Raw genomic sequence first — 15,671 nt, 5'->3', positions numbered from 1 at the left:
CTATGGTAGAAAATGCTTGGTCTGTAAAGCCTAGACCTTAGACCGTCGAGCAGGTTCCACTCTAGCGTTTGCAATCTAGCGTTTGCAGGTGTGAGCTTGCAGGATGATCGATCTAAGATCGATCATCCTGCAAGCTCAGTAAAGAAATATAAAGCAGTTGTAAACTGAGAGGAGCAGTTTCACAACGATCGCTATGACTACGCAAACATCGCCCTCTATCTACGATTTTTCAGCGAATAGTATCGAAGGTCAGCCTGTTTCACTTAGCGCCCACAAAGATAAAGTATTGCTGATCGTGAATACTGCAAGTCAATGCGGTTTTACACCTCAGTATCAGGGATTGCAATCGATTCACAATAAATATGAGAATCAAGGATTTGCAGTTTTGGGATTTCCCTGTAATCAGTTTGGACAACAAGAACCCGGAAGCGCTAACGAAATTCAATCCTTCTGTGAAATGCGGTTTGGCGTGACGTTTCCATTGTTTGAAAAAGTGGATGTCAACGGTGCAAATGCACATCCGCTGTTCAAATTCCTGACCAAAGCTGCACCCGGAATCTTTGGGACAGAAGGCATCAAATGGAACTTCACGAAGTTCTTAGTTGATCGCTCCGGTCAAGTCGTCAAACGCTATCCTTCGACCACCAAGCCTGAAGACATTGAAAAAGACATTCAAGCTTTGCTGTAAGCATCTTCAATCTGACAGTAAGGGCGACTGTAGCTTAAAGGTGGCTCTAAAGCATATTCAGCTAATAGTTCTGGATTGCTCATAATTCGCTCAGTTTCACCATCGAATACAATTCGCCCTTTGCTTAAAACGATCGTTCGATTGCACAGTTCTAACGCCAAATCTAAATCATGGGTTGCAATTAGCTGCGTCAACGGCAGCGTATCTAACAGTTCAATCAACTGACGACGCGATCGCGGATCAAGCTGTGCCGAGGGTTCATCGAGAACGAGAACTTGCGGCTGCATTGCCAGAACTCCTGCGATCGCGACTCTTTTTTTCTCTCCACCTGATAAACCGTTTGCACTGCGCGATCCAAACGCTTCGGGATCGAGTCCGACACAGCACATTGCATGAACAGATCGATCTCTGAGTTCTTGTCCAGCAATGCCTTGATTCATCGGGCCAAAGGTAATGTCTTCCCAAACCGTCGGCATGAACAGTTGATCATCCGGGTTCTGAAACACAAGCCCGACAAAATCGCGAATCCGTTTTAGATTCTGCGCCTCGACTGGCAGCGTCCCGACGAGCACTTGACCCACTTGCGGCGTAATCAAGCCATTAAAGTGCATGAGTAAGGTTGATTTTCCAGACCCGTTTGCACCGACTAAAGCCACTCGTTCTGTAGCAGCGATGGAAACAGTCACCCCATTGAGTGCTTGAGTGCCGTCTGGATAAGCATAGGAAAGATTGTAGATGTCGATCGGATTATGGTGCATGAAATAGATAAAGTGCTTGACCGGACAATAAGACTGCGATCGTAATCGTTAACGCTAAAATATCGCGCCGCCCCCCTTTCTGAACCTCTGCAATCGGAGGTAAACCCTGATAACCCCGCGCTAACATGGCTTGATGCACGCGTTCGCCGCGCTCATAAGTGCGGATGAACAATGAGCCGAACATATTCCCGATGACCGTGCGCTGACGTTTGGGATTGCCCAACAAGTTGCGCGATCGAGCTGCTTTGTGCATCGAGCTAAATTCATCACTCAACACGGAGATATACCGATACATCGACGCGAGAATCGCAACGAGCAACGGCGGCATCTTCAGTGCAGCCAACGCATGAAGTAATGCTGGGATCGAGGTTGTGAGAATTAAAGTATTCAGAATCAGTAATGATAAGAGTGCTTTAAGGGCAATACTTCCTAAAATAGTTAAGCCTTCAGTTGTAATTTGTATCCAACCCCATTGGAATAAAACATCACCGCCGCCTCGAAACAACGTTCCAAGAATGACTACGCCAATAAAAACAAACTCTACTGCAACTCGCTTCAATAAAACTGATAATTGAACACGGCTCGCTAGGACAATTAGCGCGATCGCGCTTCCATAAATTGCCCAAGTCCACCAGCGCCCGTTCGGGGTTAACGCGATCGCGAATACTAATAACAACACGCACAACACGCGCGATCGTGGTGTCAATCGATGCCAAACCGTTTTCTTTTCTTCAGCTTCAGCAAGATGCGGTGCGCCAATGTGCAATAAAATCATCGAGTCTAAATTGGATTACTTGAATCATTGAAGCTTTGGGGTTCGTTCTCTAAATCCCCCACAAGTGGGGGACTTTAAAGCAAATCCTAATCAATCATGCTCACGATTACGAACCAGAACTTTTCCAGCCCCCCAAGCTAATCCAAACGTAACTAACGTTCCGACTAAGCCTGCTGCGGGAGTGGCGATTTGCTCAGGAACACCCCGCAACTGATATTCCTCAAAGATTTGATAAAACGGTAACTTGTGTGCGATCGGTTCTTCTGCCGCTTTTTTCTCAAAGCCTTGATCTTGAGCGACGCGATCGAGTCCGTCTGGATCAGAGCTAGCAAACGGAGAAAGAAACACTGCAACCAACAAAGCAATTCCTAAACCGGAGATAATAAAAGCGCGATTTCGAGTTTGTGAAGCTTGAGTCATAGCACTACCTTTTTAACGTGAAGAGTACGATCGAGGAAGCTCTTGCATAGCAGCACGGGGTGCTCTGTAAACCATATCCGGGCGAGTTTTCAAGATATAGCTCAATGCCACGACGGTAATGATTGCTTCACCAATCCCAATCATGACGTGCCACAACAGCATTGCAACCAGCGCAACGACGAGCGGTACGGCTCCTGAAATCGCGAGCTGAACTGCACAAACCAGTGCCGCAATTACAACGCTTGTCCAAGCTGCGATCGCGGCTCCAATCAGCACAGATTTCGTAGAATCGCGCCCGATCATATTGCGAATTGATCGATATAAGTAGTAGCCACCAAACGTGCCAATCAATCCCATGTTAAAGATGTTGGCTCCCAGTGCAGTGATTCCACCATCTTGAAACAACAGGGACTGAACAATAAACACGACTGTCATGACTAGCGATCCCGCCCAAGGACCTAACAAGACACCCGCCAAAGTTCCACCAAGCAAGTGTCCTGAAGTTCCCCCCGGAATCGGAAAATTGATCATCTGAGCCGCAAAGATAAATGCCGCACACACCCCCATCAGGGGAACCACACGGTCTTGATACTCTGCCTGAACTCGGTTGAGACTGATTGCAATCAAAGCGATCGCAAATACCCAAGTCAGTAATGTGACAGGTAAATTTAAAAAGCCATCTGGAATGTGCAACGCCAAATGGTGCGGAAAAAATAGCACAGAAAGCATGAACTTATCTCCAACGAGACATCCTTGTGAGAAAACCTGTAGCGAGTTCTAAACGTTTAGTAGAGTTGATCGGTCTCTAAGAATTCAATCCTGCATGGGGGGATAATCGCCCGAATTTAAGCCTGACTTAAGATTCAAACCTCTTTTTCCAAAAAACTTCCGAAATTGCTATAGACGAAACGACAATTGATGCGCTAAGATACGCGATTGTGAGTTTTACACGCCCTTTATGAAAGCGCAAGAAATCATCCGCTCGATCGAAGCGGAACAAATGAAAGACAATATCCCCACGATCTATATCGGGGATACGGTTCGTGTCGGCGTGATCATTCAAGAGGGCGACAAGGAACGGACGCAGCCCTATGAAGGTGTCGTTATTGCAAAACGCAGTACGGGCATCACGCAAAACATCACGGTGCGGCGTGTGTTTCAAGGTGTTGGAGTTGAGCGAGTCTTCCTCATTCACTCTCCACGCATTGAAAGCATCAAAGTGATTCGTCGGGCGAAAGTGCGTCGGGCGAAACTGTACTACCTGCGCGATCGCGTGGGTAAGGCAACTCGCTTGAAGCAGCGTTTCGATCGTCCTTTAACCTAGTTTGTCCAATTGCTGGTAAACTAGATACAGAACGCAATCAGAGTCGTTCAGCATATGCGCTCTTAGTTCAGTTGGTAGAACGCAGGTCTCCAAAACCTGATGTCGGGGGTTCAAGTCCTCCAGGGCGCGCTGAATTACTCTGATTTTGCATGAGTAGCGATTTTGATCGGATCGTGTGCCGAGATCGAGAAAAGTCTTTATTATAGAAAGTCGGTCGAGCGCTAATGGAGCACCAGCGGTGGCAAAGAAAGAAGAGGTCTTAACTCCCCAAAAATCAGGATTTGACCCGAACGAGTTTGCTAAGGAAACGAAGGAAGAACTGGATAAGGTCGTTTGGCCCAGCCGTCAGCAACTGATCGGTGAGTCCATTTCAGTGATTTTGATGGTCACGCTCTCTGCAACCACAATTTATCTCGTCGATCAACTCTTTCATTGGGCACAAGTGAAGGTGTTCGGATGACATACACTTCAGACGAAACGCAAAACGATCGCGCTGACGACAACCAGGATGAGGTGTTGTCAAAAAGCGCCCGTTGGTATGCTGTGCAAGTGGCATCGGGCTGTGAAAAGCGCGTGAAGATGAACTTAGAGCAGCGCATCGAAACCCTTGATGTCGCGAACCGGATTTTGGAAGTTCAAATTCCTGAAACGCCGATTCTCAGACACCAGAAAGACGGACGAGCCAAGGAAGCCGCTGAGAAAGTTTTTCCAGGCTACGTTCTTGTGAAAATGGTGATGGATGATGAAACGTGGCAGGTGATTAAGAACACCCCCAACGTGATCAACTTCGTCGGTGCAGAACAAAAGCGACGGTACGGACGCGGGCGGGGTCACGTTAAACCAATGCCACTAGGACATGGAGAAGTCGAACGCATCTTCAAACAGTCCCAAGAGCAGGAGCCAGTCAGAAAAATCGACATGGCGACGGGCGACAAGATTACGGTACTTTCAGGGCCGTTTAAGGACTTTGAAGGAGAAGTAATCGAAGTTAGCCCAGAGCGAAACAAGCTCAAAGCACTTCTGTCAATCTTTGGGCGAGAAACCCCGGTTGAACTTGAAGTGAATCAAGTAGAGAAAATCTAATCGACTTCCAGAAAGTCAAGAATCGATGGCAAAAAAAGTAACCGCAGTGATTAAGCTGGCGATTAATGCTGGCAAAGCGAACCCTGCACCGCCGATCGGCCCTGCGCTCGGTCAGCACGGGGTGAATATCATGATGTTCTGCAAGGAATACAACGCCAGAACCGCAGATCAAGCGGGCATGGTCGTTCCTGTAGAAATCTCAGTTTACGAAGACCGTAGTTTTACGTTTGTTCTCAAGACCCCGCCCGCATCAAAACTGATTGCAAAAGCGGCAGGAATTGAGACCGGATCTGGCGAACCGAACAAAAAGAAAGTGGGCAAAATTTCCCGCGCTCAATTGGAAGACATCGCCAAAACCAAAATGCCCGACCTCAACGCAAATGATGTCGAAGCAGCAATGAAGATCATCGAAGGAACCGCTCGTAACATGGGCGTGACCATCACCGACTAACCTTTATTCGGGGGAGAGATTATCTCGCGATTACCCCAGGAGACACATGGTAAAGAAGCTATCAAAGCGCACGAGAGAACTGCGTGCCAAAGTCCAAGACAAGGCTTACACACCTTTAGAAGCCTTAGAGCTGCTGAAAGAGACGGCAACGGCGAAATTTCCCGAATCCGCAGAAGCGCACATCCGACTTGGTATTGATCCGAAGTACAGCGACCAACAGCTCAGAACCACAGTCGCACTACCGAAGGGAACTGGACAAGAAGTTCGAGTTGCGGTGATTGCACGAGGCGAGAACGTTACGGCAGCAACGAACGCGGGAGCAGACATTGCAGGTTCGGAAGAACTGATCGATGAAATCCAAAAAGGACGGATGGATTTCGATTTGTTGATTGCGACTCCGGATGTGATGCCGCAAGTGGCGAAGCTTGGTCGAGTATTAGGCCCGCGTGGCTTGATGCCGTCACCGAAGGGCGGTACGGTTACATTTGACCTGGCGCAAGCGATCGCAGAGTTCAAAGCGGGTAAGCTCGAATTCCGGGCAGATCGTACCGGAATTGTTCACGTTCTATTTGGTAAAGCTAACTTCTCGGCTGAAGATCTGTTAACGAACCTGAAAGCGCTGCAAGAAACGATCGATAGAAACAGACCTTCCGGTGCAAAAGGACGCTATTGGCGTACAATGTATGTGTCGTCCACGATGGGTCCTTCGATCGAGGTTGATATCAATAGCCTGCGCGACCTCAAAGTTGGAGATGCCGCTTAGACAAAAGTTTTTCAACTGAATATCCAAACCAAAGACAGCAGGTGGTTTACGCCTTAATGTCCTGCCGAGGTTTGATTTTTCGAGACACAATTCCTGTGTTCTAAAGAAATCATGCGAACTCGGCTCTAATCAAGTCGGGTTTTTTGTTTTTGGATATTCTCTACATCCCAAATCAGGAGGTGAGAAAGAGTGGGAAGAACGTTAGCAAACAAGAAAGAGATTGTTGCCGATCTGAAAGAAACGCTGAACGAATCACAGTTGATGTTTATCATCGGCTACAGTGGTTTGACCGTGGCGGAAATCTCAGATCTACGGAATCGTCTGCGTCCGAAAGGTGCGGTTTGTCAAGTGGCGAAAAACACCTTTATGGCGAAAGCAACCGAGGGTGACGACCGTTGGCAAGCGGTGAGCGAATTGCTGAAAGGTGATTCTGCGTTTGTGATGGTCAAAGACGATCTTGGTGGCGCAATCAAGGCTTACCAGGAGTTCCAGAAAGCTGCCAAGAAAACCGAAATGCGCGGCGGCGTGATGGATGGCAGAGTTCTGAAGGAAGCGGATCTTAAAGCGATCGCGGATCTGCCTTCAAAAGAACAACTCATTGCCCAAATTGCTGGTGCAATCAACGGAGTCGCAACCAAGCTGGCAGTCGGTATCAACGAAGTGCCGTCTGGTTTGGCAAGAGCGCTCCAGCAACTGTCCGAGAAAGACCAAGAAGCAGCGTAAGTTGCTGAACACAATTCAATTTAGGGAGTTAGTTCCATGTCTGCTGTAACAGATGAAATTATTGAGAAGTTAAAGGGTTTGACCCTGCTCGAAGCTTCTGAATTGGTGAAGCAAATCGAAGAAGCTTTCGGTGTTAGTGCTGCGGCTCCGGCCGGCGGCATGATGATGATGGCTCCGGGTGCTGGTGCTGCTCCGGCTGAAGAAGTTGAAGAGAAGACCGAATTCGATGCAGTTCTGGAAGAAGTTCCGGCTGATAAGAAGATTGCGGTTCTCAAGGTTGTTCGCGGTATCACTGGCTTGGGTCTGAAAGAAGCGAAAGACCTGGTTGAAGCTGCACCGAAGCCGATCAAAGAAGGTGTTGCGAAGGCTGAAGCTGAAGACATCAAGAAACAAATCGAAGAAGCTGGCGGTAAAGTGTCGGTCAAATAGTTTCTGCTTAATTCTGATGATGTTAGGAGTCTCGACAAGAGACTCCTTTTTTGTTGCAATGTTGGAATTTGGGCAATCTGAGCGCGAACGATTAAACTTGTGAATTTCTGCATGGATTTGTCACTAGCAGTCGCAGCCAATACCAACACGCCACCAAATCAGCTTCAGAAGATGGCAGAGACTGCGATCGAGATGCTCAAGCGTCGGTTTCCTGGAATTAATCTAATCGGGTTAGACGAGCAACTTAAACAGAGCTTACCGGAAAGCATAATTTGTCTTGCGATCGCACAAAATCCTAATACTTCGCCGGAAACATTGCTGAGGTTAGCTTGGGTGTTTCCGCTACAAGTTTTATATAGCCCTGTGATGCCCTTGTTGCTATTAGAAGAGGAAGATTTTTTATATCGGTTATATCAGTATTGTCCTGATGTTCTTCGCCTAGAACGGCTACCTAATTTTGTCTTGAACTGGGCTGCAAATCACCACAATGCAACGCTTCGAGTAAATCTTGCGAACAGTTGGTATACTTCTCAGGTGCTGCTTGAACGTCTGAGTCGAGATAGTTCTGTCTTAGTACGTTGTGCGGTTGCAGCTAACCCAAATACGCCGCTTCACTGTGTAGAAACGCTTTCTCAAGATCAATCAGTACAGGTTCGTCGAGCTATTTTTCGACAGCGGCTTTTACCTGATTTTCTTGCCAGATTCGCTAAGGATAAAAGCTATCAAGTTCGTCAGGATGTAGCAAGCCATTCCAACACACCAATTTATTGCTTAGAACAGCTTGCAGCAGATGCTAATTCGAGTGTTCGTGCAAGTGTCGCCAACAATCTACGGACTCCTATTCTTTGGGTCAGAAGACTTGCTCATGACGTTGCCACAAGAGTACGAATTCAAGTACTGCGGAGAAGAGGTTTACCAAGCGATATTTTAGAAATGCTTGCCCAGGATCATCATGAAGATGTTCGTGCAGTTGCAGCAGCAAATCCAGCAATTTCAGTTGAGCTTCTGGAAAAGCTATCTCGCGATCGCTACCCTCATGTTTGTGCCGCAGTTGCGAGTAATTCTAAAACTCCTATATCCATCCTGAATACTCTTGCTCAAAGGCAGCATCACCGAATTTGTGCAGCACTTGCAGGCAATCCAAACGCATCACCTGATATTTTGAGGCATCTCTCTCAGCACAAATCTAGTTGGGTTCGTGCAGAAGTGGCAAAAAATCTAAAGACTGACTTGGACATTCTTCAATCCTTAAGTCACGATCAAGACCATACTGTTCGTTACTACGCCCAGCACAGTTTGAGTGAAAAGCAGAAGAAATAACAGATTATCAAAACAATGTCCACGATCGCACGATCCGAATAAGTATCAATAACAATATCCCGACTGACTAGGGGACGATTTAGCTTCATAGCTTGCGCGACAAGAATACGATCGAAAGAGCCACGCTCCTGATATGTCTTATCTGCAAAAAGCTTGTTCTATAATCAGACTGAAAATCACTTCGTTACAATCATCATGCTCTCATCTGAGCTTAAAAGCCAAGTTCTGACTCTTCCAGTCAGAGATCGGCTCGAACTGATGCAAGTGATCGTAACCTCCTTGCAAAACCATCCGATGACTCAATTTGAATCCGGCGTACCTTACGAAGTTTGGACTCCGATCGACGCTCCAGAAGCAGAACAAGCACTTCTAGATTTATTAGCCGCCGCCAAAGCGCAGTCGCATGACTGACCTAATGCGCGTTTACTTCAGAGATCGATCGCTTCCTTGTCCGAAGCGGGTCGCTTACTTTTGTTACCAATTCACTTCCTAGTGGTGCAAGCCCGAATGCGTTTGGCTCAGTCATTAATTTCACCACACCTTATACCTACACTGGTAGGCCACTGCTGATCACTCACACGAGCAATGGAAGTGGTCTCTCTTCTCTCATCGATGTGGATAGCACTTTTGGAGGTCAATCTCTTACTGCTAGTGGTAGCTTTAGTGCAACAACAAGTAATCCCAACGCTGCAGCTCCGATCGCTCAATATCATCAGCGACAATTTGATCAATTTTTCGCTACTTTATCGATCGCGCTAACAACATCTCAATCTTGCTTAATAGGCGCGGTAGGTCGATCGGTTTGATGTCGTATTCATCGCATCCTGCTGCAAGGCACTTTTCGCGATCGTCTGCCATTGCATGTGCGGTAAGCGCAATCACCGGAATTCGCTGGGTTTCGGGGATTGCTTTGAGTTGCTGGGTGGCTTCCCAACCATCGAGAAGCGGTAAGCTCATGTCCATGAGGATAATGTCCGGCAGGTATGTTTTTGCTTGATCAATTGCTTCAACGCCGTTGATTGCGATCGCAAGTTCAAAACCCCGTCGTATTAATCTGCGCGATAGCATTTCGCGATTGACTTCGTTATCTTCTACTAGCAAAATTCTTGTCATAGGTTATGGTTGGCGAATTCGTTCAACGACCAGGCTTCGGACTTCCGCGAGCAATTGCTCGCGGCTGTAGGCTGCTTTTTGGAGGATTTGCTCAACGGATTGATGAAGGCTCAAGTATTCCGAAGTTGTGAGCGTTGTTGCTGTGACCACCACAATGGGAATCGATCGCCACGCTTCGACGCGGTGTAACTCGGTGATGAACTGAAAGCCGTCCATTTCTGGCATCATCAGATCTAGCAGAATCAAATCTGGCTGCTGTGCTGCAACCTCTAATAAGGCAAGTTTGCCATTTCGAGCCGTGATTGCGTTCCAGCCTTCTCTTTCAAGCGTTCGCTTGAATAGCTCGCGAGTTGCGTCATCATCTTCAACGATTAGGATTCGTTCCTGCTGAGTAGTGAGATACTTTTTGAGGACTTGATTGAGGCGCTTGTAGTCGATCGGCTTCGTGAGATAGTCAGATGCTCCTAGCGCAAAGCCGAGATTTTTCTGATCAACGATCGTGAGAATTACGACCGGGATGTCTGCTAGTTGCGGGTTGGCTTTCAGAGCTTTCAGCACCGACCAGCCGTCCGTCTTCGGCATCAAGATATCGAGTGTGATGGCAGCGGGCCGATGTTCGATCGCCATTGCAATTCCTTGTTCGCCGGATGAGGCGGTGAGGACTTGAAAGCCTTCTTTGGCGAGAGCGCGATGTATGAGTTCTTGGGCTGAGGGGTCGTCGTCGATTATGAGAATTTTGGCAGCGTTGGGGTTGGGGGTTGGGGAGTGGGGGGTGGGCGATGTTTCTGAGAGGGAGGGTGAGACTTGTAGCGGTAATCGAACTGTAAAGGTTGAACCTTTTCCAATTTCGCTTTCTACGGTGATATCGCCGCCCATCGTTTGACAGAACCTGCGACTAATCGCAAGTCCGAGTCCTGTGCCACCATATTTACGAGTGGTAGACGCATCTGCTTGCGTAAAGGCTTCAAACAGATGGCTGATTTGTTCGGCCGTCATGCCAATGCCTGTATCGGCGATCGCAAGCTCTACCCATCCGTCTGAACGATGCTCTTGAATCGATAGTGTGATCGTCCCGTTTTCTGCAAATTTCGCGGCATTACTCAGTAGATTTAGTAATACTTGTCGGACTTTGGTTAAATCTGCACAGATGTCACCTAAGCTATTAACTTTTATAATCTTAAGAGTGTTGTTATTTTGGGTAATTAACGGCTGAATTGTGGCTTCAATTTCATCGACTAGAAGTTCGATCGCGAATGTCTCTAGATATAATTCCATCTTGCCTGCTTCAATTTTGGAAATGTCGAGAATGTCGTTGATCAAATCCAGTAGATGTTTGCCTGCATTGCGAATCTTTTGTAAATCCGGTTGAATGTCGTCATAGCCTAGATCGATCGCATCTTCCTGGAGAATTTCGCTGTAGCCAATAATCGCATTCAGCGGAGTGCGGAGTTCATGGCTCATGTTGGCAAGAAACTGACTTTTTGATCGATTTGCAGCTTCAGCGGCTTCTTTTGCAACGTAAAGTGCTTCGGAAATGCGGTTGCGTTCTTCTTCGTTGCGAATCCGATCGCTAATATCTTGAACAATGCCGACGTAATTCAGTAACTGACCCTTCGCATCACGCACGGCTGCCGCACTTTCGGAAATCCAAATCACGCTGCCATCTTTGCGGTAAACCTGCGACTCAAACTCAGACACGCGATCGTACTCTTCAACCCATTGCACAAAGTGATCGCGCACTGTTGGATCGACATAAAGCTGCTCTTTGATATTGCTGAGACGGTGCATTAACTCTTCTGCTGAATCATAGCCATATATGCGAACCAATGCCGGATTCGCGCTGAGAAATCGCCCGTCTGGAGAGGTTTGAAAGATGCCTTCTGTGGAATTTTCAAAGATGCTGCGATATTGTTCCTCTGCTCGCTGCACGGCGACTTCTGCTCGTTTTCGTTGTGCAAAGTTTCGCGCTAGTGCGGCATAGATGCCGACGATCGCCCCTAAAACCAAAACGGTAAATCCAATTGCCCGATGCTTGCGCTCGTTGTAGTGATTGAGGCGCACTTGGAGTAGACGATCCACTGTGGGCACGATCGCATCGTAAAGCTGAAAGTGGGACTTGATCGCGTCTTCTCCGGGGGGTGGAAACGAACTCGATTGAAAGCTGACGCTAGAAAATGCTTGGATATTGATGAGTTCGATGAATTCACGGGCACGATTCAGGCTGGTTCGGGCTGGAGCTTGAAGCGGTGCTTGAATGGATGAATTGTAATTAAAAACCGTGCGTCTGGCTCTTGCGATCGTGTCGATTTGACTGTTGAGCGCACTGTACAAATACATTAACTTTGCTTTGTCATCTAGCTCAAATTTTTGGGTCTGAGTTGACAATCCGATCGCTTGAATTTGGGCGGTGTGTTCGATCGTCGCTGGTAGTTGAGGAATTAGAGTGTTGAGCAGGTAATAAGTATCCAGTTCTGGATCGAGAATCATGTTTGAGGTATCTCCAACATGAATCATCTGTGCCAGAATTTTTTCAACTAAGTCAGAGTGCAGTTTAAAGCTTGCGTTCGGGTCAGAGGTTGCGGGTTGATTGAGAATGTCTTGCCAATCGCGTTTGATAAATTTCCAGTTGTCCTCGGTTCTCAAGGTGTTTTTGGCACGGGATTGGAGTGTGTCAACTTCCTTGATCGTGCGTTGAATGGCGGTTTGCGTGGCTTTAATTTTGGCGCGATCGCGCTTGGCTGTAGAGGACTGGGACTGCGATCGATGCGCTATCACTTGTTCGAGCAGTTTTCGCAGCGCATAATTGTACTCTAGCCCCAGCTTCTCCTGACGAGTAAAGGTGATGCCAGTGTCAATTTCAGCGACAAGCTGCTGGACAACGACGGTCAGTGGCAGTGTAAATACCGCCAGTAATCCAACCAGTGAGATCGGACGTGCCCAGTGCTTGATAATGCGTTTCACGTTGTTTGAGCCTTGGCGATGAAGCAGGGAGACGATCGTGCGTTTCAGAGAGATTACTGGGCTGAGTGCGAAACTTCAGTAAACTAAGTTACTTTGATCGCACGATGTACAGCAAAACTGCTGGTCATTATGCGAAAACTCTTGCTGAAGTTGCTTAACCACGGTGTAGAGTTACACATTCTTACGCAATGTAAGTTTACATCCAAACCTAGACTGCCCAACTTTTTCCAGCGGGTTACTGAGGTTTAGATAATCATGTCATGAAACGCGATCGTTACCCACTTGATTTGTGAACGCTGTATATAAGCGATCGTTGCGGTATTACACCCCTGATCGAATCGATATTATTGCCCTGCACGTCGCTTTCGGGACTCCTTGCTCTTGGTCATAACTAGACAAAGCGCGTTAGTTGAACCCGGTAGCGATCTTTTTTCGTCACCATGACTTCTCCCACTTCAACTCGCCCCTTGCCGCGAATTGCAATGAGATCTCCGGCTTTTACCGAGTAGCTCGTTGAAGTTGTTTCTTTCCAGTTCACGCGCACATCGCCTGCTGAAATTAAATCTGCCATCTTACTGCGCGACATGCCAAAGCCTGCGGACGCGATCGCATCTAACCGCATGGATGCTTCAACGGTAGTCAGTTCTTTCTTTTTGGGTTCGCGGATTTTCAATTCCTCGAATGGAATTGGCTCGATTTGTACGGGCACTGATCGCACTTGTTTCAAATTGGTTTGCAGAAATTCCACCAGTTCGGGAATGACGATGGCTTGTGCGCCGCGCTCTCCTAAAACAATGATGTCACCGACTTTTTCCCGCACGATGCCTGTGCCGAGAATTGCGCCTAAAAAATCTCGATGAGTTGCTGAGTCAAACAGGAAATTTCCAGCAATATCAAGGGCAGCAAGTTGAACTTGCGCTGGCTCGAGCGGTATTTCAGCACGAGCGATCGCTACTCTTTGACGTTCGGCTTGCGGGTAGCCACCCCAGACGATGAGTTGAATTTCGGTGAGGCGGGAAAACGATCGCTGAACTTCTGCGAGTTCTGGGGGTGAGAGAAAGTCGCTGATGACCACTTCCCAGGTTTTGATTGCTTGTTCTGCTTGGTCGATCACACGTGCGATCGTGTCTCGGTTTTCTACGCCTTTGAGGAGGTCTTCCCTTGGTAACATAACAAATAGAGATTAAAACTATATTTTATCGAACTTACAGCATGACCCAAACGAAACGAAGATTTACCAGTATTGAGGAATATTTAGACTATGACGCCGGGACTGACACCCGATATGAGTTAGTGGATGGGGTGTTAGTTGAGATGCCGAGTGAGAGCTATCTAAATCTCCAGATTGCAATGTTCCTGTTATCGAAGCTGATCGAAATTGGAGTACCGTACTATCTATTGAACCTAAAAGCAGAGATTGAGGTCAAAAGCCGTGCTGCGACTGTTCGATATGCAAATGTTCGATATGCAAATTTGCTAGTGCTAACCGCAGAACTCGATGCAGCGATGGCAGGAAAACCTCGATCGATTATTACCCTCGATCTTCCTGCTCCTGTACTGGTTGTAGAAGTCGTGTCACCTGGAAGTCCTGGAACTGAGAACTATGACCGAGACTACATCGAGAAGCGCAGGGAATATGCAGAACGTGGCATTCCTGAGTATTGGTTAATTGATCCTGAACGAGAAGTTGTCATCGTTCTTCAGCTAGAGGCAGAGCACTATGTTGAAGTTGGACAGTTTAGACGGAGTGAGATGGTGATTTCCCCGACGTTTTCTCGATTGCAATTGACGGCTGAAGCAGTTTTGAGGGCTGGAAGATGAGTTATTTAGTGGCAGTTTTAAGCGATCGGATTCAAGCAGAAGCAGCGTATTCGGCATTGGAAAAAGAAGGCTTGCCGATGGATAAGGTTGCGATTTTGGGGCGGGGCTATAAGAGTGCCGATGAATATGGCTTGATTGATCCGAATGAAACGGCGAGAAAACAGGTGCGCTTGATGGCTTCGTGGTTGGTGCCGTTTGGGTTTGTGGGCGGTGCGGCATTTAATGTGATTACTGGATTGGATACGTTTGCGTGGGCGGGTGAAATTGGGAGTCCGCTGATCGCAGGTATTCTTGGCGGACTGTCGGGATTGATGGGCAGTGTGTTTGTGGGTGGTGGTGTGGGTATGGTGGTTGGTGGTGGGGATGCTCTGCCTTATCGGAATCGGCTCAATGCTGGGAAATACTTGATTGTGGTTAACGGTTCGGATACGCTGATTCGGCAAGCGACTCGGAGTTTGAGAGCGTTTGATCCTGAAAGCTTGCAGGGATATGCGGAACCTGGTGTGACTTAGGATGAGTCTCGATCGGAGTTCACAAGAAGCGAGACAGCGATCGCTTCTTGTCTCACTCTCTCACGTTTGTTTTATTAATAGACTTACTTCAAGTCTCAAACGAGAATATGCGATTATAATAATTAATCCCAATTCTTTGGTGAGACAAGGTATTGGAAGTCAGGGGGTTTGGCAATTTCTTATCCTGAACTTAGGTTATTAAAGCTCTCAAACGAAAATATGGGATAGAGAAGAGGAGCGATCGTTCTTGTCTCACTCTCTCACGTTTGTTTTATTAATAGACTTACTTCAAGTCTCAAACGAGAATATGTGATTATAACAATTAATCCCAAATCTCTAAAGACTCACGACATATTCTCGTGAAGACGCGATTAGAAGCTTGCAGGCTGAGGAAGTACAAGCTCATCTTCTTGAATTAACCTGAGTTCGGGATAAGGAATGGGACAAGAAAGGGGCAAACTCGATAGGCTGAAATTGCTAAAAATCCCGCCCAATTTGCCCTCATGTCTAGTCTAGAAGAACTCTTTTGC

General features: G+C 47.3%; 18 protein-coding genes, 1 tRNA gene and 1 other annotated feature. Of the genes, 12 read left to right on the top strand and 7 right to left on the bottom strand.

The window, feature by feature from the left end; genetic code table 11:
• Positions 1-193 precede the first annotated feature (193 nt).
• Positions 194-688: a glutathione peroxidase gene (locus NC980_RS20700; protein ID WP_190376535.1), complete on the top strand. Its 495-nt coding sequence runs from the start codon at positions 194-196 to the stop codon at positions 686-688.
• On the opposite strand, the gene NC980_RS20695 is transcribed toward NC980_RS20700, so the two are convergent.
• From NC980_RS20695 to cbiM, 4 genes are all read right to left on the bottom strand, one after another.
• Positions 673-1,446, bottom strand: a complete 774-nt coding sequence (locus NC980_RS20695) for an ATP-binding cassette domain-containing protein (protein ID WP_190376534.1) — start codon at positions 1,444-1,446, stop codon at positions 673-675. The genes NC980_RS20700 and NC980_RS20695 overlap by 16 nt on opposite strands.
• Positions 1,436-2,221: a cobalt ECF transporter T component CbiQ gene (cbiQ, locus tag NC980_RS20690; RefSeq protein WP_190376533.1), complete on the bottom strand. Its 786-nt coding sequence runs from the start codon at positions 2,219-2,221 to the stop codon at positions 1,436-1,438. Before cbiQ ends, NC980_RS20695 begins: the two co-directional genes overlap by 11 nt.
• Before the next feature lie 90 nt (positions 2,222-2,311).
• Positions 2,312-2,641, bottom strand: a complete 330-nt coding sequence (locus tag NC980_RS20685; protein ID WP_190376532.1) for a PDGLE domain-containing protein — start codon at positions 2,639-2,641, stop codon at positions 2,312-2,314.
• Positions 2,642-2,653: 12 nt separating this feature from the next.
• Positions 2,654-3,370, bottom strand: coding sequence for a cobalt transporter CbiM (gene cbiM, locus NC980_RS20680; RefSeq protein WP_190376531.1), 717 nt, complete (start codon positions 3,368-3,370; stop codon positions 2,654-2,656).
• Positions 3,371-3,599: 229 nt separating this feature from the next.
• On the opposite strand from cbiM, the gene rplS reads away from it, so the two are divergent.
• The 9 genes from rplS to NC980_RS20635 all read left to right on the top strand — a co-directional run bounded on the left by rplS (position 3,600) and on the right by NC980_RS20635 (position 8,734).
• The gene (rplS, locus tag NC980_RS20675; protein ID WP_190376530.1) at positions 3,600-3,965 is read left to right on the top strand and encodes a 50S ribosomal protein L19; all 366 of its coding nucleotides are present in this window, start codon (positions 3,600-3,602) and stop codon (positions 3,963-3,965) included.
• 56 nt (positions 3,966-4,021) lie between these two features.
• Positions 4,022-4,094, top strand: a tRNA-Trp gene (locus NC980_RS20670).
• A 109-nt stretch (positions 4,095-4,203) separates the two neighbouring features.
• Complete coding sequence (secE, locus tag NC980_RS20665; protein WP_190376529.1) at positions 4,204-4,425, top strand: preprotein translocase subunit SecE; 222 nt, start codon at positions 4,204-4,206, stop codon at positions 4,423-4,425.
• On the top strand, positions 4,422-5,048 hold the full coding sequence (nusG, locus tag NC980_RS20660; RefSeq protein ID WP_190376528.1) for a transcription termination/antitermination protein NusG: 627 nt from the start codon (positions 4,422-4,424) through the stop codon (positions 5,046-5,048). The genes secE and nusG overlap by 4 nt, the downstream gene beginning before the upstream one ends.
• A 25-nt stretch (positions 5,049-5,073) precedes the next feature.
• Positions 5,074-5,499, top strand: a complete 426-nt coding sequence (gene rplK / locus NC980_RS20655; RefSeq protein ID WP_190376527.1) for a 50S ribosomal protein L11 — start codon at positions 5,074-5,076, stop codon at positions 5,497-5,499.
• Between the two features lie 46 nt (positions 5,500-5,545).
• A complete protein-coding gene (gene rplA / locus NC980_RS20650) occupies positions 5,546-6,262 on the top strand; it encodes a 50S ribosomal protein L1 (protein ID WP_190376526.1) in 717 nt (238 codons plus the stop codon).
• Between the two features lie 10 nt (positions 6,263-6,272).
• Positions 6,273-6,417, top strand: a sequence feature (ribosomal protein L10 leader region).
• A gap of 34 nt (positions 6,418-6,451) precedes the next feature.
• Positions 6,452-6,985: a 50S ribosomal protein L10 gene (gene rplJ, locus NC980_RS20645; protein ID WP_190376525.1), complete on the top strand. Its 534-nt coding sequence runs from the start codon at positions 6,452-6,454 to the stop codon at positions 6,983-6,985.
• A gap of 36 nt (positions 6,986-7,021) precedes the next feature.
• Complete coding sequence (gene rplL, locus NC980_RS20640) at positions 7,022-7,414, top strand: 50S ribosomal protein L7/L12 (protein WP_190376524.1); 393 nt, start codon at positions 7,022-7,024, stop codon at positions 7,412-7,414.
• Between the two features lie 111 nt (positions 7,415-7,525).
• The gene (locus NC980_RS20635; RefSeq protein WP_190376523.1) at positions 7,526-8,734 is read left to right on the top strand and encodes a hypothetical protein; all 1,209 of its coding nucleotides are present in this window, start codon (positions 7,526-7,528) and stop codon (positions 8,732-8,734) included.
• 738 nt (positions 8,735-9,472) lie between these two features.
• On the opposite strand, the gene NC980_RS20630 is transcribed toward NC980_RS20635, so the two are convergent.
• From NC980_RS20630 to NC980_RS20620, 3 genes are all read right to left on the bottom strand, one after another.
• Positions 9,473-9,847, bottom strand: coding sequence for a response regulator (locus NC980_RS20630; protein ID WP_190376521.1), 375 nt, complete (start codon positions 9,845-9,847; stop codon positions 9,473-9,475).
• Between the two features lie 3 nt (positions 9,848-9,850).
• Entirely contained in the window at positions 9,851-12,808 is a 2,958-nt protein-coding gene (locus tag NC980_RS20625; RefSeq protein ID WP_190376520.1) for a response regulator, read from the bottom strand.
• A gap of 391 nt (positions 12,809-13,199) precedes the next feature.
• Positions 13,200-13,979: a photosystem II S4 domain protein gene (locus NC980_RS20620; protein ID WP_190376519.1), complete on the bottom strand. Its 780-nt coding sequence runs from the start codon at positions 13,977-13,979 to the stop codon at positions 13,200-13,202.
• A gap of 41 nt (positions 13,980-14,020) precedes the next feature.
• On the opposite strand from NC980_RS20620, the gene NC980_RS20615 reads away from it, so the two are divergent.
• Together NC980_RS20615 and NC980_RS20610 are read left to right on the top strand one after the other, a co-directional pair.
• On the top strand, positions 14,021-14,629 hold the full coding sequence (locus tag NC980_RS20615; RefSeq protein ID WP_190376518.1) for a Uma2 family endonuclease: 609 nt from the start codon (positions 14,021-14,023) through the stop codon (positions 14,627-14,629).
• Positions 14,626-15,141, top strand: coding sequence for a hypothetical protein (locus NC980_RS20610; RefSeq protein ID WP_190376517.1), 516 nt, complete (start codon positions 14,626-14,628; stop codon positions 15,139-15,141). The genes NC980_RS20615 and NC980_RS20610 overlap by 4 nt, the downstream gene beginning before the upstream one ends.
• The last annotated feature ends 530 nt before the right edge of the window (positions 15,142-15,671 follow it).

The sequence above is a fragment of the Leptolyngbya sp. AS-A5 genome, assembly GCF_039962495.1.
GTDB lineage: Bacteria > Cyanobacteriota > Cyanobacteriia > Leptolyngbyales > Leptolyngbyaceae > Leptolyngbya.
The sequence above is the reverse complement of the archived record's forward strand: the minus strand, read 5'-3'. Positions and strand labels throughout refer to the sequence as shown.